This window comes from Acidobacteriota bacterium, from assembly GCA_016195325.1.
Lineage (GTDB): Bacteria > Acidobacteriota > Polarisedimenticolia > JACPZX01 > JACPZX01 > JACPZX01.
In genome coordinates this window covers 104,857-122,956 of record JACPZX010000018.1, presented here as the reverse complement: position 1 = coordinate 122,956, position 18,100 = coordinate 104,857, and the positions used below count along the sequence as shown (strand labels likewise).

At 70.1% G+C, this 18,100-nt stretch carries 21 protein-coding genes and 1 tRNA gene; 12 read left to right on the top strand and 10 right to left on the bottom strand.

Annotation, left to right across the window (positions count from 1 at the left end; genetic code table 11):
- Nucleotides 1-33: 33 nt before the first annotated feature.
- From HY049_04140 to HY049_04120, 5 genes are all read right to left on the bottom strand, one after another.
- Entirely contained in the window at nt 34-801 is a 768-nt protein-coding gene (locus HY049_04140; GenBank protein ID MBI3448098.1) for a Stp1/IreP family PP2C-type Ser/Thr phosphatase, read from the bottom strand.
- 96 nt (nt 802-897) lie between these two features.
- The gene (locus tag HY049_04135; GenBank protein ID MBI3448097.1) at nt 898-2,028 is read right to left on the bottom strand and encodes a hypothetical protein; all 1,131 of its coding nucleotides are present in this window, start codon (nt 2,026-2,028) and stop codon (nt 898-900) included.
- 3 nt (nt 2,029-2,031) lie between these two features.
- Complete coding sequence (locus HY049_04130) at nt 2,032-2,931, bottom strand: helix-turn-helix domain-containing protein (GenBank protein ID MBI3448096.1); 900 nt, start codon at nt 2,929-2,931, stop codon at nt 2,032-2,034.
- Nucleotides 2,932-3,013: 82 nt separating this feature from the next.
- Nucleotides 3,014-3,817 carry a hypothetical protein gene (locus HY049_04125; GenBank protein MBI3448095.1) on the bottom strand — a complete coding sequence of 268 codons (804 nt, stop codon included), beginning with the start codon at nt 3,815-3,817 and terminating at the stop codon, nt 3,014-3,016.
- Nucleotides 3,818-3,834: 17 nt separating this feature from the next.
- Nucleotides 3,835-3,909 (bottom strand) — tRNA-Thr (locus tag HY049_04120).
- An 86-nt stretch (nt 3,910-3,995) separates the two neighbouring features.
- Here HY049_04120 and HY049_04115 point away from each other — a divergent pair.
- On the top strand, nt 3,996-4,244 hold the full coding sequence (locus tag HY049_04115) for a hypothetical protein (GenBank protein ID MBI3448094.1): 249 nt from the start codon (nt 3,996-3,998) through the stop codon (nt 4,242-4,244).
- Here the strand turns inward: HY049_04115 and HY049_04110 are convergent.
- The gene (locus HY049_04110) at nt 4,220-5,377 is read right to left on the bottom strand and encodes an NAD(P)-binding protein (protein MBI3448093.1); all 1,158 of its coding nucleotides are present in this window, start codon (nt 5,375-5,377) and stop codon (nt 4,220-4,222) included. The genes HY049_04115 and HY049_04110 overlap by 25 nt on opposite strands.
- A gap of 133 nt (nt 5,378-5,510) precedes the next feature.
- Here HY049_04110 and HY049_04105 point away from each other — a divergent pair, with 133 nt between their 5' ends.
- The 4 genes from HY049_04105 to HY049_04090 all read left to right on the top strand — a co-directional run bounded on the left by HY049_04105 (nt 5,511) and on the right by HY049_04090 (nt 7,872).
- The gene (locus HY049_04105; GenBank protein ID MBI3448092.1) at nt 5,511-5,693 is read left to right on the top strand and encodes a hypothetical protein; all 183 of its coding nucleotides are present in this window, start codon (nt 5,511-5,513) and stop codon (nt 5,691-5,693) included.
- A gap of 159 nt (nt 5,694-5,852) precedes the next feature.
- On the top strand, nt 5,853-6,407 hold the full coding sequence (locus HY049_04100; GenBank protein MBI3448091.1) for an RNA polymerase sigma factor: 555 nt from the start codon (nt 5,853-5,855) through the stop codon (nt 6,405-6,407).
- Nucleotides 6,394-6,879, top strand: a complete 486-nt coding sequence (locus HY049_04095) for a zf-HC2 domain-containing protein (GenBank protein ID MBI3448090.1) — start codon at nt 6,394-6,396, stop codon at nt 6,877-6,879. The genes HY049_04100 and HY049_04095 overlap by 14 nt, the downstream gene beginning before the upstream one ends.
- A gap of 114 nt (nt 6,880-6,993) precedes the next feature.
- Complete coding sequence (locus tag HY049_04090) at nt 6,994-7,872, top strand: hypothetical protein (protein MBI3448089.1); 879 nt, start codon at nt 6,994-6,996, stop codon at nt 7,870-7,872.
- A gap of 3 nt (nt 7,873-7,875) precedes the next feature.
- Here the strand turns inward: HY049_04090 and HY049_04085 are convergent, their stop codons facing one another.
- Nucleotides 7,876-9,105, bottom strand: coding sequence for a tetratricopeptide repeat protein (locus tag HY049_04085; protein ID MBI3448088.1), 1,230 nt, complete (start codon nt 9,103-9,105; stop codon nt 7,876-7,878).
- 40 nt (nt 9,106-9,145) lie between these two features.
- On the bottom strand, nt 9,146-9,685 hold the full coding sequence (xrtH, locus tag HY049_04080; GenBank protein ID MBI3448087.1) for an exosortase H: 540 nt from the start codon (nt 9,683-9,685) through the stop codon (nt 9,146-9,148).
- A gap of 95 nt (nt 9,686-9,780) precedes the next feature.
- On the opposite strand from xrtH, the gene HY049_04075 reads away from it, so the two are divergent.
- From HY049_04075 to HY049_04060, 4 genes are read left to right on the top strand one after another with little or no spacing between them, the layout of a single operon-like run.
- Nucleotides 9,781-10,806, top strand: a complete 1,026-nt coding sequence (locus tag HY049_04075; GenBank protein ID MBI3448086.1) for a hypothetical protein — start codon at nt 9,781-9,783, stop codon at nt 10,804-10,806.
- Nucleotides 10,807-10,822: 16 nt separating this feature from the next.
- The gene (locus HY049_04070; GenBank protein MBI3448085.1) at nt 10,823-11,842 is read left to right on the top strand and encodes a hypothetical protein; all 1,020 of its coding nucleotides are present in this window, start codon (nt 10,823-10,825) and stop codon (nt 11,840-11,842) included.
- Nucleotides 11,839-12,480 carry a hypothetical protein gene (locus HY049_04065; protein ID MBI3448084.1) on the top strand — a complete coding sequence of 214 codons (642 nt, stop codon included), beginning with the start codon at nt 11,839-11,841 and terminating at the stop codon, nt 12,478-12,480. Before HY049_04070 ends, HY049_04065 begins: the two co-directional genes overlap by 4 nt.
- Nucleotides 12,470-13,030: a hypothetical protein gene (locus HY049_04060; GenBank protein MBI3448083.1), complete on the top strand. Its 561-nt coding sequence runs from the start codon at nt 12,470-12,472 to the stop codon at nt 13,028-13,030. The genes HY049_04065 and HY049_04060 overlap by 11 nt, the downstream gene beginning before the upstream one ends.
- Nucleotides 13,031-13,075: 45 nt before the next feature.
- Here HY049_04060 and HY049_04055 read toward each other — a convergent pair whose 3' ends face one another.
- On the bottom strand, nt 13,076-13,768 hold the full coding sequence (locus tag HY049_04055) for a rhomboid family intramembrane serine protease (protein MBI3448082.1): 693 nt from the start codon (nt 13,766-13,768) through the stop codon (nt 13,076-13,078).
- A 401-nt stretch (nt 13,769-14,169) separates the two neighbouring features.
- Here HY049_04055 and HY049_04050 point away from each other — a divergent pair, with 401 nt between their 5' ends.
- The 3 genes from HY049_04050 (at nt 14,170) to moaA (ending at nt 17,345) form a co-directional block, all read left to right on the top strand.
- Entirely contained in the window at nt 14,170-15,735 is a 1,566-nt protein-coding gene (locus HY049_04050) for a leucyl aminopeptidase (GenBank protein MBI3448081.1), read from the top strand.
- 16 nt (nt 15,736-15,751) lie between these two features.
- Nucleotides 15,752-16,267, top strand: coding sequence for a MogA/MoaB family molybdenum cofactor biosynthesis protein (locus HY049_04045; GenBank protein ID MBI3448080.1), 516 nt, complete (start codon nt 15,752-15,754; stop codon nt 16,265-16,267).
- Nucleotides 16,268-16,367: 100 nt separating this feature from the next.
- Nucleotides 16,368-17,345, top strand: a complete 978-nt coding sequence (gene moaA, locus HY049_04040; GenBank protein MBI3448079.1) for a GTP 3',8-cyclase MoaA — start codon at nt 16,368-16,370, stop codon at nt 17,343-17,345.
- Here the strand turns inward: moaA and HY049_04035 are convergent.
- A complete protein-coding gene (locus HY049_04035; protein MBI3448078.1) occupies nt 17,342-18,070 on the bottom strand; it encodes a class I SAM-dependent methyltransferase in 729 nt (242 codons plus the stop codon). The two genes, moaA and HY049_04035, sit on opposite strands and share 4 nt — an antisense overlap.
- Nucleotides 18,071-18,100: the final 30 nt, after the last annotated feature.

The following is an 18,100-nucleotide window of genomic DNA, read 5'->3' as shown; positions in this document are numbered from 1 at the left end:
CGTCAAGGATGTGACGGCGGCGCTCACGGGACGTCAGGGCTCGAGGATGCGCATCAGAATGACGGTGACGTTGTCCTCACCGCCTCCCTCGTTCGCCTTCGCGATGAGGTTTCTCGCCGCGGTCTCGACGTCGCCGCTCGATCGCTGCACGAGATCGAGGATGGTCCTGTCGTCGACCATCGTGTTCAGCCCGTCGGAGCAGAGCAGGATGGTGTCGTCCTTCTGCAAGGGCTTCTCGCTGATGTCGACCTGGACATCCTCTTTCGATCCCAGAGCGCGGGTGACGACATTGCGGAACGGGTGGCGCACCGCGTCCTCCTTGGTGAGAAACCCGAGCTTCACCTGCTCGTTCACCCAGGAGTGATCGCCGGTGACCTGCGAGAGCTCCCCTCCACGAACCAGGTAGGAGCGGCTGTCGCCGACGTGGCCGACGCAGGCCATGCCGTCGCTGAGGAGCACGCTGACGAGGGTGGTGCCCATTCCCTCGAGATCCCGGCGTTCCGCGATCGTGTCGAGGATTCTCTGGTTCGCGAGGCGGATGGCCGTCTTGAGCCGGTTCGACGCGACCGAGAGGTTGGTGTCGTACTCGTACGGCCACGTGATCTCGGCGTCCTTGCGCGTCGAGGCGATGAAATCCGCGATGGCATTCACGGCGATGCGCGAAGCCACTTCTCCCGCCGCGTGTCCTCCCATCCCGTCGGCGACCAGGAAGAGATTGTCCTCGGGAATGACCGCGAAGCTGTCCTCGTTGTGCTCCCTCTTCCGACCGACATCGGAGAGGCCTTTGTGCGCGACTTTCATCGGGAGTTCTCCGGCGCTGCTGCAAAGTGGCAGGACAGGATATCCACTTCACCCGGGTGTGTCTAGGCGTCGTGAATCTCGCGGACGCCGGCGCGATCAGTGCCCTCCGCGCCCGGCCGAGCGCGGGCCCGCGACGCGGGCCTCGACATGCTTCCGGGCGGTCCTGCGGATCGCCTCGGAGACGTTCTTGTCGTTCTGGAGCGACTTGAGGTCCTGGGTGTTGAGCCTCGCGAGGAGGCTCATGGCAATGCCAATCGGGGTCTTGGGATTCGTGGCGAGCCCAAGCAGGACGGCGTACGACTTCATCCAGTCACGGTGGCCCGCGATCTGCCGGAGGATGTCCTCGTTGACATTGCGCATCTTCGCGATGGTCTCGACCTCGCTCTCGCTGAGCTTGGGGCTGTTGATCACCGCGTCCTGGACCGAACGATTGGAATCGCGGATGAGGAGCGATCGCTCCTCGCGGGTCCCCTTCGCGGCCAGCCCGATCTTCTCGCCGACGTTCATCTTGAAGATCCGCTGCATCGCGCCTTCATGCTCCGGCCCCTCGTCGAGGAGCGCCGGCGCCTCCGGGGTCGGCTGGCCCGACGCCGGAGGCGCCTCGTCCGAAACGGCCGGGAACGGCGGGGGGGTCTCGTGAGCCGGGATGGGCGCACCGGGGGCAGCCTCGGGGGCCGGGTCCGGGCGCGACGGGGCGCGGAAGAAGTGGCGGCGGATCTCGACGAGGCGCGCGCGATGGCTCGGCGTGGCCGCGGGGTTCGCTTCGGCCGCGTCGAGCAGCTCGGGGTGCTGGATGAGGAGCGTCTGGTTCAGGAGCAGCGCGTCGAGTCCGGGCGGATCGAACGTGCGGGCCGCCTCGAGTATCGCGTCGACGGGCGTCCCGGGGTGCGAGAGGACGATCTCGAGAAGTCTGGGAGTCGCCGCCGGGCTGCGGAGGAGATACTCCAGAACCGCCGGGCCCGTGTCGGGGTCGGCCGCGAGCTGTTGCAGCTCCTCCTGCGTCCACGCGCCGAGTGAGGCGCCGGCCGCGAGGCGGATCTCCTCGTCGCCGTCCGGGACGAGCGCCACGAGGAGCCGCAGGACGCTGGCCCGTGGGACGGGGAGCGCGCCGCGCGCGGCGGCCAGACGCACCGCTCTCGGGGCGCGCCCGGCCAGTATGGAGTCGACGAGGAGGTCCTCCGGTCGCTCGCCCTGAGCCGGACCGGCCCCACCTCCGGGATCAGGCATCGATCAGGAGATCCGGCCGGGGGCCTCGGCCGGGGTCGCGGCCGCGGGTCGCGGCTTCGCCTTGACCGCCGGATCCGCCGCCGGCGCGGGCGGTCGCTGGATCGGGATCGGGCGATCCCTGACGATTTCCCCTCGATCGCCGAGGAGCTGAACCTCGGCTCCGTCCACGGCGCACTCGATCGCCCCGCCGTTGTCTGCGCTGAGGACCACCGGCTCGCGGCACGGGAAGTGCCTCTCGGATCCGACCCAGAGGTCGCCCCTGAACTGAGCCACGCCCGCGCACGTGAGCTGGACCCAAGTCGTCTCGAGCGCGCGCACCTTGACGAGCCGTTCCACGCCGGGAGCCGCCGCCGGAATCTCCGGCGCCGCGGATCCCGCGACGGCCTTGGCCGCGTCGGGGGGAGGCTCCGGGCGGGTCGCGCCGGGTTCACTCGGAAGCGCGCCGGACTTCTTCACGCGCGCCTTGAGGGCGACGCCGTGCGCGACCGCGGGGGATTCCGGCGCCGGCGTCCTCCTGAGCGCGGCTCCCGCGAAGTAGTAGAGGATGGCGATGGCGCCGGCGACGGCGAGGACGCTGATCCCGGCGATGAGACCTGCGGCGCCGTTCGATGCCTGCGCGCCCGGCGGGAGCGCGCTCCGGCGCGCGTCGATCGGGGGATTCGCCTCCTGGCGTCCCACTTCCTGGGAGTAGGCGTTGATCATCTCCTCGATGTTGATCCCGATGTGGCGCGCGTACGAGCGGATGAACCCGCGATTGTACGCGCCTCCGGGGAGTATCGAGAAGTTGTTCTGCTCGAGGGCTTCGAGAAAGCGTGAGGGTATGTTCGTCGCCTCCGAGATCTCCCGGATGGAGATGTCGCGAAGCTCGCGCTCTCTTCGTAGTTCTTCGCCGAATGAAGCCATCGCCGGACTCTCGACGGGGCCAACGGATTAGATGGGTTAAATCATGCTTATTCTCCAATTTAGGGGCGAATCGGCGGACGTGTCAAGCCGGGCGCGGATCCCCGGGTTCCGGATCTCCCCGCCCTCCCGACCCGGCCGCGATCACGCGCTCGGCGGCCCGTCTCACGAGGGGCGCCAGATCGGGGATCGCAGCGAGCGCGCCGAGGTCGGCCTTCGTGAGCGTGGTGAGCATGCCGAGGGCGATCGCCAGCGGGGTGGCCGCCTGGCGCGCCAGGGAGAGCCGGACGGCGTAGTGCTCGCGCCAGCGCGCGTGACTCCCGATGCACTCCATCGTCGAAGCGCGGGCACCCGCCCTCTGGATGTGCGCGACCACGTCGGCTTCCGTCATCCTTCCGTTCGAGAGCGCGGCGCTCGCCACCCGGGGATCCGACGCGTCGAGGAGCTTCGGAAGCAGAGCGCGCCCGCAGATCCGCGACAGAGAGATCTGCTCGCCGATCGTGAGATCCGGGATGCGATCGAGGAGACATGTCTCCGCGGTCCTGCGGAGCGTCGCGCTCAGCGCCGCGTCGTCCGCCACCGCGGCGAGGTCGCGCCAGTAGAGATCTTTCGCGAGCCGCGCGGCGACGTGCCGCGGCGTGTGGGGGTTTCCGACCAGCCCGCGCCGGACGGGGTAGGCGCGGTTCCAGCGCGGATCTTCTGCGATGCGCGCGAGGAGCGCGGCGCCGGCCGCCCGGTTTCGAGTGATGAGGACGACGTGTTCCTCGGTGACAGCGGGATGCGTGAGCGCGGCGGCGAGGAATTCGCCGCCGGCGAGCGGGATGGCGCGGCGGAGCTCCAGCGCGCCCTCCGGCTCTCTTGCGCCGCCCTGAGACGGGAGTTTGTCCATGGGAGCGAGGGGCGTCCTGGAGCCGGCGATCGGGGTTGAACCGATGGCCTGCTGATTACGAATCAGCTGCTCTACCACTGAGCTACGCCGGCCCGGATGACGTTCTGAAATGATGGAAAGGCGATGGTAGGTTGCTGTCCGCACGGGTGTCAAGCCGCGCCGCAGAGGAGAATGGAACGTGAGCCGCATCCGATGGATCGTGCTGATCGCCGTCGTCCTGATCGGCGCCGCGTTTCTCGTCGCGTACACGTTTCAGAAGGCCCGGCCCGACATTCCCGCGGACGGGACGCATCTCGCCGCGCGCGGGAACCCCGTGGATTGCATGACGTGCCACGGATCGTCGGGAGCCAGTCCGCGGTCGCCGAACCATCCGCCGGGCCGCGGGAACTGCGAGCAGTGCCACTACTGGGCGGGCGAGCCCAGGTAAACCCGGCGCGACGTCGCGAGGCGCCAGCCCGCCTCGAGCCCGCAGGGGATCGCGTTCCACAGCAGCCGTCGTTTCAGCTTCGAGTAGCTCTGCTCCCCGCAGACGAGGTCCGCGAGCACGCGACGGAGCGCGAGCGATCGGCCGGCGAGGCCCGTCATCGTCTCCGTGAATTCCGTCCGGTAGAACGGGTGCTGGTAGCGGTGGGCGAAGGCCAGCTCCGCGGGAAGCGGTGGTGTTCGAATCGTTCCGTCCCGCTCGAAGCTCTCCGCGGCGAGGACTCCCGAGCGCATGGCGTGCGCGATTCCCTCCCGCGTCAGCGGATCGACGAACCCTCCGGCATCGCCGATGAGCGCGATCGAGCGGGCGCGCGCGTCGGCGGGTGGGCGCAGAATGGAAGGGATGAAGTACCCTCGGACGCGCGCCCGCGAGTCCCCCCCGATCCTCCGGGAGATGAACTCCTCGAGCCTCTCCTCCATGCTCGCTCGCGTCAGGGTCCCGCTCAGGGCGCAGATGCCCGCCGATACGTGATCGAGCCGCGGGAAGACCCACATGTACCCGCGTCCGCGATCCAGGAACTCGAGGATCATCTCGGCCTCTCCGCTGGACGGGAGGTACGCGAAGAGCGCCAGGGTCAGCTCCCGATCCGTCGTCGAAGGCTCGATCGCGCGCCTCACGATTCCGTTGACGCCGTCCGCGCCGACGATATGGTCGAAGGTCGTCGACGAAACCCCGGCGGCGTCCAGCCGCCAGCCGGTGGGATCCCCGGGAGACACTCCGGTGACGCGCGCGCGCACGAGGGTCGCGCCCGCGCGCTCCGCCCGCGCGCGGAGAAACGCATCCAGCTCACTCCGGCGGAAGACGTGGATTCCTTCCGGGGCTTCGAGGCGGACCGCGCGCCCGGCCGGCGAGATGAGGACGAGCCGCCTCACGATGCGCCGCGGAAGCGCCTCGTGAAGGAGCGCGGGGAACTCGCGGAGGGCGGCGGACGGGACGCCTCCGCCGCAGGGCTTCTCGTGCCCGTCCCGCGCCTCGAAGAGGGTCACCGCCGTCGCCCGCTGTCGCGCGAGCGCCTCGGCGCAGGCGGCTCCGGCGGGGCCTCCGCCGACGACCGCGATTCTCGCGACAGTCCCCACGGGCCTCCCTCCCGAGGCCATCGTAGGGAGCGCCGGGCCGGCGGGTCAAGACATCTCCGCCCGCGCGTGTTGTCGCTGACACGGGCATGCCGGTACAATGGCCGTCGCCGATTCGATGCGGAGTCCCGCCACGGTGAAGCGCCCCATCATGTACCTGATCTCCATGGCCCTCCAGGTGTCGGGAATCCTGACGATGCCGTGGGCTCTCTGGCACGGCATCGCGCGCGAGGACATGGGATCCGAGCTGATGCTGCTCGGCCTGGGCGCCTGCGTGTTTCTCCTCGGCAAGCGCATGCAGCCGGCCGGCGAGGGGTAGTCGGGGCGGATTCAGGGACGAATCTGCGGGATTCGGGCGTGATTCTTGCCACGCCGGTAAACCTATCGGCGAACGGTGCCGTTCTACCGGCCGTCGGTTGCGTGAAGGAGCGACGCCATCAGCTGGGACGGAGAGGGGGATCCGACTGATGCGGCTCTCATGGGGCGCATCCAGGAGGGAGATCAGGGTGCTTTCACCGTCTTCGTCGAGCGTTACCAGCGCCGGTTCTTCCGAGTGGCGTACAGCTACCTGCGCAACCAGGAGGAGGCGCTCGATGCCGTCCAGGAGGCGTTCATCAAGATTTACCGCGGCCGCGCAGGCTGGGAGCCGCGGGCATCGCCTTTCACATGGGCCTATCGCATCGTCGCCAATCACTGCATCGACATGCTCCGGAAGCGCCGGGGTGACACCTGGTCGATCGACGACACGGAGGAGGGCGAGACGCGCGATCTCCACGACACGGGCGCGGTCGACCCCCTTCACGCGCAGGTGCAGAGAGAGGACGCCATCCGCATGAGAGAGGCCATCCTCAAGCTCCCGGCGCGGCAGAAGGAGATCATCGTGCTGCGTCACTACGAAGGGCTCTCGCTCCAGGAGATTGCGGAAGCCCAGGGATGCGCGCTCGGAACGGTGAAGTCGTCGCTCCATCGGGCGCTCGCGAACCTCAAGGAAATCCTGGAAGGCGGGGAGAGGCGGGTCCATGACTCCATGTGAAAAATACCGCGAGGAGATCGCGGCTCATGTCTACGGCGATCTCGATCCCGCCGCCGAGGCGGCTCTCGAGCGGCACCTCGCGTCGTGCCCCGGTTGCCGGGAGGAGCTTCGAGGTTTCCAGCGCGTCGCCCTGTCGCTGCAGCCGGAGGTGATGTTCCCGGAGGAGTCCCGGATCGACTGGGATGCGTTCGCCCGATCGACGGTCCAGCGCGCGACGGGCTTCAGGCCGCTCGCGTCGCAACCCTCCCGCGCCGGAATCCTCGCGGTCCTGTGGCGCGTCGTCTCGAGGGCGCCGGCTCTCGCCGCCGCGGGGGTGAGCCTGCTCGTCGTCGCAGGCGTAGCCCTCGGCACCTACGCCGCGCTCGGCTCGCGCGGGGCGGGTCCGGACGCCGCCGCGGTCGCGGGCGGGGCGACCGGGATGATCCTTCCCAGCGCCATGCTCACCAACATCGAGGAGAGATCGCGTCGCTGAACGACTGCGCGCGCACCGAGCAGATCGCCGATCTCCGCCGGCTCGTCGAGAGCCGGCATCTCCTTCTCCGGATCGACCTCGTGGCCGATCAGCTCCGGAAAGGAACCGCTTCGAATGTCTAGCCGGATGCGCGTCGCGCTGATCGGGCTCCTGGCCCTGGGCGCCGGAGTGGTGACCTCCCGGGTCGCCGTCACGGCCGCCGCCTCCTCCGAGGAGGAGGACTTCCGCCAGATCAAGAGCGACGTCTTCGATGAGAAGTGGGAGTCGGTTCTTGCCGACTGCGATCGGCTGATCGCGGCCTTCCCCGGGAGCGGCTCCCTGCCGCGCACCTATTACTATCGCGCCAAGGCGCTCCACCACCTTCCCGGGAAGGAGGAGATGGCGATCTCCGCGTACGGCGAGTTCATCGACAAATTCCCGGCCGAGGCGGTGATGCGGGAGGACGCTCTCATCAGCCGCATCAACCTGGCGAAGTCGCTCTGGCTCCAGGGCCGCCGCGACAACATCAACATCCTCCTGAAGGCTCTCGACGAGAAGGGGTACCCGAGGATCTACTCGGCCATCCAGATCTCGCATCTCGACAACAAGCCCGCGAAGGCCCGCGCGCTCCCGGTCCTCCAGGACTGCGCGCGACGCGAGGCGGACGCGGAGGTCCGGAACGAGTGCACGCTCGGGATCCTGAGGATCGACCCGAACGAGGTGCCCAGGCCCGGGCCCCAGGGTTCCGGCACCGTCGCCGAGCCGAGGCTGATCCGGCTGGAGGTCCGGGACAAGAAGACCGGCTCCATCACCGTGGCCGTCAATCTCCCGGTCGCGTTCGCGGAGGCGCTTCTCGGCTCGCTGTCGCAAATCGATCGGGGCCGCGTGACGGACGAGCTCCGCGTGCGCCACATCGATCTCGACAACCTGATGAAGTCGCTCAAGTCCCTGGGGCGGCAGACCCTCGTCGAGGTCGAGACCGAGGAGGCCAGGATCAAGGTCTGGCTCGAGTAAACCTCACCCCCCGCACTCCTTGCGCCCGGTCGCGATCGAATCCCTGACGAGCTTGTCGTGACTCGAGCCCGGCGCGAGCTTCAAGAACGCCTCCAGGTGGGGAATCGCCTCGCACCACCGGCCTGACGCGATGAGAAGTTTCGCGAGAGCGAAGCGGACGTCCGCGATCTGGGGGCCGAGGCGCACCGCGTCCGTGAGCGCCTCTTCGGACTCGGCGGAGCGGTGGAGCCGTGCCAGAACGGGCGCGCGATTGAACTCAGGCTCCCATCTCAGCGGGCTCAGCGCGCGGGCGCGGTCGAATTGCTCCAGAGCGTCGGAATCCCGTCCGAGCGCCTGCAGGGTCGACCCGAGGCCCATCCGGGACGCGAAGTAGTTCGGATCGATCGCGAGGGCCGCCCTGTACGAGTCGGCCGCCCCGGCCGCGTCGCCCATCGCGAGGCGAGCCGCCCCATCGCCGTCGTGGGCTTCCAGAAATGAGGGCGCGAAAGCGATCGAGGAGGCGAAGAGCTTCTGCGCCTCCGCCGACCGGCCGGCGAGCAGGGACTGGAACCCGCGGACGCAAGCCGCCTCGGCCCGTCGGGCGCGGACCTTCGCGAGATGGCCGACCATCGCCGCGCCCCCGACCATCAGCGCGATCCCCGCCGCGGCGACGGGCGCGCTCCAACGTCGGCGCCGCGGCGACGCCGGCGCCGGCGGATCGGACGGCGAGCCGGGCTCAGGCGCCTTCGCACGGAGCGTCTCGAACCCTCCGGTTCGCGCGTAGAGCGTGACGAGAACCACCGCGGGAAGAAGCTCGATGGCGAGGTGGGCCGCGAGCTCGTACGCCCACCGGTAGATCGAGGATTCCCACGGCGCGTAATGGCGGCCGGCGAAGGCCGTGAGGGCGTTCGCGTACGTGTTTTCGACGGTGACGAGGAGCGCGACGATCTGGAAGACGTACAGCCCCGCCAGGGTCAGCGCCGTGGCACGGGCGCGGCGCCGCACGCCGAGCCCCGGGTAGGCGATGACGAAGGCGAGGGAAAGGACGAGGTAGAACTGAAGGAGATCCGCCGAGTAGGACGTCGCGGGCAGGCCGTCGTCACGCAGCGCGCTGAATGCGTCGATGCGGCTACCGGCCGCGACCAGCGAGGTGACGCGATCTCCGGCCTCCATCAATCTCAGCGCGGCGTCGGCGACCGCGGTCACCGCCGCGCTGTAGGCCGGCTGCACGAATCCCCACACGAAATACAGCACCGGGACGAGCGCGGCCAGCTTGAAGAGGAAGAATGCGAGCCTACCCGCGAGACTTCCTGATCGCGAGCTCGGCCCAGAGGATCCAGCCGGCCATGGCGAGGATGATGACGAGGCTTTGCCAGACATGATAGTGAAAGCTCTCGAAGAGATCGGGATGGCGGGCGCCGATGTAATACAGGCTGACGATGCGTCCGACGTTGATGGTCTGAACGAACGGGATTCCGAGCGCGACGCCGAGGAGCTTGTGCCCGCGGGGGCTCGGGAACGCGAGGACCGCGGAGACAAAAATCGCGAGGACGTAGGCGCCGTTGCACCCCTTGAGGATGTTGATGGCGGGCGCGTTGGGCGACTCGATCACCGTGCCGTCCACGTGGGAATCGAAACCCAGGCCGCGGATGAACACGTTGCTGACGCGCGCGAGGCCCTCGGTCATCGGAAGGACCAGGTGCGAGTCGATCCATCCCACCTGGAACAGGATCGAAAAGACTCCGATCCACGCGCCGAACGAGAGGAGAAAGACGACGATGCGCCGGTTCGACCCCGGCCGGGCGGCGGGCGCCGCCGCGGGCAGTGCTCTCACCTCGGGCTCCTCCCCGTCCGCCGCCTCCATCGGGATACCGGAGCGGCCGATGCGGGCGCCAGTATAATGCGCGTTTCCCGGGAGGGTGGCTCGCGATGACAACCGCTTCGGCTCCGGCGCGGATCGATCTCGCCGGGGGAACCCTCGACATCTGGCCGCTCAACCTCCTTGTGGACCGGGCGACGACGGTGAACGTGGCCATCGATCGGCGCGCGTGGGCGCGGATCACCTCGATCCCCGGACGCGAGCATCGTCTTCGAGCGATCGACATCAGCGTGGAGGCGGCGCTCGACGTCGCCGGCCGCGCCGGACTCGCGCGTTCGGAGCGTTCCCGGCTCCCGCTGCACGAGGCCATCGTCCGTCACCAGGCTCCCACGACCGCGCTGAGCGTCGAGACCGAGAGCGCGGTCCCCGCAGGCTCGGGGCTCGGCGGCTCGTCGGCTCTCGCGGTGGCGCTTCTCGCCGCGACCGCCGCCCACGCGGGGCTCGAAGTCGATCGCGCGCGCCTGGGGCCGCTCGCCCGCGACATCGAGGCCGGCGTTCTCGAGATTCCGACCGGGACGCAGGACCACCTCGCCGCGATCCACGGCGGCGTCACCGCGATCCGCTACGAGCCGGGGGAGACCCGCCGCGTGCCCCTGGCCGTCGAGGCGCGGGATCTCGAATCGAGAGGCGTTCTCGCCTACCTGGGCGCCTCGCGGGCATCGGCCCGCGCCAACTGGGACATGGTGAGGCGGGCGCTCGACGGGGACGCGGCGACCCGGCGGGGTCTTCGCGCCATCGCGGACATCGCCCGGTCGATGGAGGGGGCGCTCGTCCGCGGCGATCTCGACGAGGCGGCGCGCCTCCTCGCCGCCGAGTGGAACGAGCGGCGGGGCCTCTCTCCGGAAGTGTCCACGCCCGACACCGACTGCGCTCTGGAGGTCGCCCGGCGCGCGGGGGCCGCCGGCGGGAAGATCTGCGGCGCGGGCGGCGGCGGGTGCCTCTTCGTCATGGGGCCTCCGGGCGCCCGGGCGGGAATCGCCGCGGCGCTCGAAGGGGAGGGGTTCCGAATCGTCGATTTTCACGTGGACAGCCGTGGGCTCTCGGTCGAGTCTTCCCCTCATCCGTCGCATCCGTAGCGCGGGCCTCGCGGCGGTGATCGTCGTCGCCGCCCTCGAGCTCGTCGTGGTCCTCCGCGGCCTCACCCCGGCCGGCCTCGCGGTCCCGCCGCGCGAGTCCTTCCAGCACGGGATGGTCCTCGGGCTCTTCTCCCGGACCGACCCGGAGCTCATCGGACGCGCCCTCGCGGAGCTGCGGGAGATGGGAGTCGACTCCGTCTCGATCGCCATCCCCTGGGCGACCCCCGACGCACGATCGATCCGCATCGCGCCGCGGCCGGACATGACGCCCGGCGACGCCTCCCTGCGGCTCGCCATCCGGGAGGCGCACCGCGCGGGAATGCGCGTCCTCCTCCTCCCGCTGATCTACGTCGACCGGGCGGACGAGGCGGACTGGCGCGGCACGCTGGCGCCCCCCGACTGGGGCGCGTGGTTCACCGCCTACGATCGGATGATCATCAGGTACGCGGCGCTCGCGGCGTCGGAGAAGGTCGAGTACTTCAGCGTGGGGTCGGAGCTCTGCTCCACCGAAGGGCGGCGGGACGACTGGCGGGTGCTGATCGCGAAGGTGCGGCGCGTCTATCGCGGTCTCGTGACGTACTCCGCCAACTGGGATCACCGCGACGAGATCACGTTCGGCGAGTCTCTCGATTTTCTGGGGATGAACGCGTACTTCCCGCTTTCCGCGAACCCCGACGCCACGCTCGAGGACCTGGCGATGGCCTGGACGCCCATCCGCGAGGAGGTCGAGCGCTGGCGCTCGAACCTCGGCCTGAAGGTCGTGGTGACGGAAGTCGGATACCCGTCCCGCCGCGGTGCCGCGTTGAACCCCTGGGCGTACGACGCGCCCGGCGCCGCGGACCCCGGCGTCCAGGGGCGCTGCTACGCCGCTTTTGCGCGCGCGTGGACGGGCTATCCGGCGCTCGCGGGCGTATATTTCTACATGTGGTGGGGAGATGGTGGTCCGGACGATACGGGCTATACTCCCCGGGGCAAGCCGGCGGCGGCGGTGCTGTCGCGGTGGTACCACGAGAGCCGGATCGGAGAGAAGCCATGAGCCTTCGTCGATCGTCCCCGTCGCGCCGCGTCGCTCCCTTCGCGTTGCTCTTCCTGCTGGCCGGCGCCCTCGCGGCCTCTCCGGCGCTCGCCGACAAGCTCATCCTCTTCAAGAACGGCAAGTCGATGCGGGCGAAGACCGCCAAGGAAGACGACAAGGGGTGGACGCGCCTCGAGCTCGAAGGCGGGCTGATGGGTGTGAAGACGAGCGAGATCGCCGCGATCCAGGACGCGATGGGCGGATCGGGCGCCCGCGTCGAGGCCCCGCCGAATCAGGCCTCCGGAGGCGGAGGTGGAGCGGGAGGCGGCTTCGTCTCGGGCGGCTACGTCGGCGCGGACACTCCGGCCGAAGCACCACCTCCTCCCGAGGACTATCAGCCGCCGCCTCCCGATCCGGGGCAGAACCAGTACCGCGGAAACCCGGGACTCCAGGGGAACACCCCGGCGCAGAGATCCATGGGAGGGCTCCCCGGATCGCCGCTAGGCCGGGGCTTCAGGGGGAACCAGAACGGGACGGCGCCTGGAGGCCTCAACGGTGGACGCTTCGGCGCCGGGCAGGGGCCCGGGGGCCTCTCGCGACCCGCGTTCGGCGGCCAGCAGCCGCAGCAGCCACCCCAGAACAACAACGGTGACCAGTAGCGCGCCGCCGCGCCTCGTCGTCGGTCTGACAGGTCCCAACGCAGCCGGCAAGGGGGAGGCGGCTCGCTGTCTCGTCGCGCGCGGATTCGCCTACCACTCGCTCTCCGACATTCTCCGTGAAGCCGTCGCATCCCGCGCCCTTCCGCCCACGCGGGAAAACCTCATCCAGATGGGGAACGAGATGCGGCGGGCCGGCGGCGCCTCGGTCCTCGCCGAGCGGGCGCTCGAGCGCCTGACGGGACGCGACGTCGTCGACTCCATCCGGAACCCTTCCGAGGTCACCGCGCTCCGCCGGGATCCCGCGTTCATCCTCCTCGCGGTCGACGCCCCGATCGAGGTTCGGTTCGAGCGGTCGAGGCGCCGGTCGCGGCCCGGGGACGGTCAGACTCTCGCGGAGTTCGCGGAGAAGGAGCAGAGGGAGCGGGGAAGCGACCCGGCGGCGCAGCAGATCCACCTGACGTTCGGGATGGCCGACCTCTCGGTGAGCAATCAGGGGACGATCGCGGATCTCGAGCGCGCGATCGTGGCGGCGCTGGGCGATCGTCTCTGACGGCTCGCGCCTCCCGCGCGACGCCGGCCCCCCGCGACATATCCGTTAGAGCCAGTCCCCTTCCGCCGGGGGAGCGCTCCGCCGCCGGCGCGGAAGGAACAGCCCCAGGAGGATCATCCCGGCGACGAAGCCTCCCACGTGGGCCGACCACGCGACGCCGCTCCGGCCCCCGGCGAGCGACGACGTGACCTGCACGACGAACCAGAGGCCGAGGACGACGAACGCGGGGAGCCTCACGAAGTAGACGAAGATGAAGGGAACGAGCGTCAGGATGCGCGCCTGCGGGAAGAGCAGGAAGTAGGCGCCGAGCACGCCGGCGATCGCTCCGCTCGCCCCGATCATCGGCAGCGTCGACCGCGGAAGCGCCGCGATCTGGGCCGCCGCGGCCGCGAGACCGCAGGTGAGATAGAAGACGAGGAACCGCCCCCGTCCCATCGCGTCCTCGACGTTGTTCCCGAAAATCCAGAGGAAGAGCATGTTGCCCGCGATGTGCAGCAGATCGCCGTGCAGGAACATCGACGTGAAGAACGACGCGAGCGTGAGCCCCTCGCCTCCGGGGGCGTGGCCGGCGGCGCCCGTGACGAACCCCGGCACGAGGCCGAACCGGAGCGCGACTTCCTGTTCCCGATGCGGCGGAAGCGAGAGCTGATAGGCGAACACGAGCACGTTCACGATGATGAGCCCGGCCGTCATGAACGGCGCCGATCGCGCCTTGATGTCGTCCTTGAGGGGGATCATCCCGATCCACACTAGCATCGCGGCGCGCGCGCCGGCCCGAGACTCGGTGGTGGTCAAGATTGCGGCGGGGGAGCGTGCGGGATGAGCCCGGGTACCCGATCGGGCGTCGGCGCCACCTGCTCCCAATCGACCTCGGCGCCGACCGAACGGGTGGGCGAACGAGCCCGAGGCCGAGCGCGATTGGTTCACGCGCGGAGGCCGACTCCCCAACCGCAATCTTGACCACCACCCGAGGCTCCGGATTCTTGACGCGCCGTCGGAAGGGCCTTTATAGTGGCCCGCCCGGCCCCTGCCCGAGCCTGGATTGAGATCGATTCCGCACCGCCACGATTCCCGAGGGAGCTCCAGATGAGCCAGCGGCCAGCCCGATCCCGATCGTGCGGCGTTCCGGGGGGCCGGCGATGACGCCGGCGCCCCGAAGCGGCCGCGTCGAAGGCGGAGGAGGAGAGTCCCTCCCTCCGTACACGCGCACTCCACGCTTCTCCGCCGCCGCCGGAGCCGCGGCGTCGGCGCGGGCGGACGCCCTCGTCGTCTACGCCATCCAGGGCGCTCACAGGATCGAGGGGGTGGAGCCCGGAAAGCTTCGCGCGAGCCTCGAGGCGCTGCTCAAGAGCGAGGGGTTCCGCGCGAGGCGGGGCACGACGCTGCTCTTCCACACGGCGGGGCTCTTCCCCGCGAAGCGCGTCATCGTCGCGGGGCTGGGTCGGCGGGAGGATCTCGATCTCGACGCGCTGCGTGCGGCCGCCGCCGCAGCGGCGCGGCGCGCCGACCAGGCGTCGGCGGCCCGGATCACCTTCGCTCCGCCGCCTGAGGTCCCGGGAGTCGGGACGCGCGAGCGCGTGAGGGCGGTCGTCGACGGGTGCCTTCTGGGAGTCTACCGGCTCCGCAAGTACTTCACCGGCGAGAAGGCGCAGGAGGACGGGTCGCTTCGGGACGCGGAGATCCGCGTGCCTGCCCGCGAGCTCGAGGCCGCGCTCGAGGGGGTCAGGGAATCCTCGGCGTTCTGCGCCTCGACGAACCTCGCGCGCGACCTCGTCAACGAGCCGGCCATCGTGATCACCCCGATCCGGATCGCCGCCATCGCCTCCTCTCTCGCGAAGAAGGCCGGCATCGAGTGCCGCGTTCACGACGAGAGGCAGCTCGAGAAGCTGGGCATGGGGGCGTTCCTCGGCGTCTCCCGGGGCAGCCACCAGCCGCCGCGCCTCATCCACCTCGTCCACCGTCCCCGCGGGAAGCCGCTCCGCAAGGTGGCGCTCATCGGCAAGGGGATCACCTTCGACAGCGGGGGCCTCTCGCTCAAGACCTCGAGCGGGATGGAGACGATGAAGCTCGACAAGGCGGGCGCGGTCGCGGTCCTCGCCACGATGCTGGCCCTTCCCGCCTTGAAGACGCGCGCCGAGGTGCACGGCTTCATGGGGATGACGGAGAACATGCCCGGGGGATCGGCGATCAAGCCCGGCGACGTCCTCCGCACGACGGGCGGCAAGACGATCGAGGTCCTCAACACCGACGCCGAAGGCAGGCTGGTCCTGGCCGATCTCCTCGCGCACGCGGAGAGCCAGAAGTTCGACGAGGTCATCGATCTCGCGACGCTGACGGGGGCGTGCATGGTGGCGCTGGGCCCCCTCGCGGGCGGGCTCTTCTCGAACGACGACGCGCTGGCGTCGCGGCTCATGAAGGCCTCGGCGGCCTCGGGCGAGAAGCTCTGGCGGCTTCCGCTGTACGAGGAGTACACCGACCAGCTCCAGAGCGAGATCGCCGACGTGCGCAACACCGCCGATCGCTACGGCAGCGCGATCACCGCCGCCCTCTTTCTGCGCGAGTTCATCGGTCCGAAGACTCCATGGGCGCATCTCGACATCGCCGGGCCGGCCTTCCTCGAGACCGCCTCGCACCCGTACATGCGGCGCGGCGCGACCGGGATGGGAGTGCGGACGCTGCTCGAGTACCTGTCCACGTACTCCTGAAGGGGGGGCGGGGGCGATGGGAGTTCACGAGCACAGGGCCTCGGCGCCGCACTCCGTGGGGTGCGCCGTGCTCACGATTTCCGACACGCGCACTCCCGACACCGACGAGTCCGGCCGCCTGATCCGCTCCATGCTCGAGGAGCGCGGCCACCGGGTGGTGCACACCGCCATCCTCCCGGACGACGCGGGCACTGTCGAGGGGGCGCTCCGGACGCTCCTCGCGCGCGACGACGTGCAGGCGATCCTCCTGAACGGCGGGACGGGCATCTCGCCGCGCGACCGGACCTTCGAGGCGATCGCGGCGCTCCTCGAGCGTCGGCTCGACGGGTTCGGAGAGATCTTCCGGCAGCTCTCCTACCGTGAGATCGGAGCGGCCGCCATGCTGAGCCGCGCGGTGGCGGGACTGGCCCGGGGGCGGGTGCTATTCTCGATGCCGGGTTCGACGCGGGCCGTGAGGCTGGCCATGGAGTCCCTCATCCTCCCCGAGATCGGCCACGTCGTCGGCGAGGCGGGAAAGCCGGAGCGAGCATGATGCGGGAGTGCCGGAGATGAGCAGCCGATCGTTCAGCCCGCTGCGCGTCATCCCTGGGAACGACGCGCGGACCGCGGAGGCGCAGGTCCCCGCGCACGCGCTGGCGGACACCTTCGGCCGGAGCATCCGGTACCTTCGCGTCTCGGTGACGGACCGGTGCAACATGCGGTGCGTCTACTGCATGCCGCACGGGATGGACTGGCTGCCGCGCCACGAGATCCTGTCGTACGAGGAGATCCTGAGGCTGGTCCGCATCTTCGCCGGGCTCGGCGTCACGCGCGTCCGCGTGACGGGAGGGGAGCCCCTGGTCCGCGCCGGGGTTCCGGATCTCGTGCGAGCCCTCGCCGCCATCCCCGGCCTCGACGATCTCGCGCTCTCGACGAACGGGCTGCTCCTCAAAGAGCACGCCGAAGCGCTCCGCGGCGCGGGGCTCCGCCGGGTCAACGTGAGCATCGACTCGCTCGATCCGGGGAAGTTCCGCGAGATCACCCAGGGGGGGGATCTGCGCAAGGTCCTCGGCGGGATCGACGCGGCGATCGCGGCCGGGCTCTCTCCGGTCAAGGTCAACGTCGTCGCGACGCGCGGGGTGAACGACGTCGAGGCCGCCGACTTCGGCCGGCTGACGATGGACCGGGCCGTCATCGTCCGGTTCATCGAGATCATGCCGCTGGGAGACTCGGCGGGATACCAGGACGCGAACTTCGTCTCGGCCGACGAGATCCTCGAGCGCCTGGCGGCCGTCGCCCCGCTGACCCCGTGCGACGACGTGGTCGGTTCGGGCCCGGCGCGCTACTACCGCTACGAGGGGGCGCGCGGCGCGATCGGGATGATCACGCCGATGAGCCACACCTTCTGCGAGAAGTGCAACCGCGTCCGGCTGACCTCGGTCGGGCACCTGAGGCTGTGCCTCTTCGGGGACCAGGAGGTCGATCTGCGCACCCCCATGCGCGGCGGCGCGAGCGACGAGGATCTGTCGCGGCTGATCCTTTACGGGATGACGATCAAGCCCGAGAGCCATCATCTCGTCCGGGGCGAGCCCGGGTGCGGGCTCAGAGCGCTCTCGCAGGTCGGGGGCTAGCGCGCGCGCCGCGGGCGTCCCTCGATCACCACGTACGTCTCAAGCTGCGGCCTCACGCGGCATCCCGCGAGCCGGCTCTCTCCGACCATCTCGGCCATCTCGGCGACCTTGAATGCGGCCCGGACGGAATCCGAGAAGAGCCTCAGCATCTCCCCCCGATAGAAGCGTCCGTGGCGCCGGATGTGGGCCTCGATGCGAGACGGGCCCGGCCGCCTGAGATCCCGCATGAAGACGCGCCCGCCCGGCGCCAGGACCCGGGCGATCTCGTCGAAGAGAGGCACGGGATCGGGGAGGTGGTGCAGGAGGGAGTTCGAGACGACCAGGTCGTACGCGCCGCGGCGGAAGGGGATCCGGCGCGCGCTTCCCGTGCGGACGCGGACGCGGCGGCCGAGCCTGGCGCCCCGAATTCGCTCGCGCGCGGCCCGCAGCATCTCCTCGGAGAGGTCGATGCCCGTCACCGTGACGTCGGGGCGCCGCAAGGCGATCTTGACGGGGATGGCCGCAGTTCCGGTGCCTATGTCCAGGATGCGGGCGCCGGGCCGGGCGAAGCGGACCGCCGCTCTCACGAACCCGTCGTCCATGCGATCGAGGTGGGCGGTCGCGACGCCGTCGAGATACGCGGCGACCTCCCCCGAGCCGTCCATCACCTCGGGCTCGAGGATGCGCCGCCCCGCGAACCGCGCCTCCTGGACCGTCCGTGGATCGATGGTGATGCGTCTGGCCATGCCCGGCCCTCGTCCGGCCCGCCGCTTTCG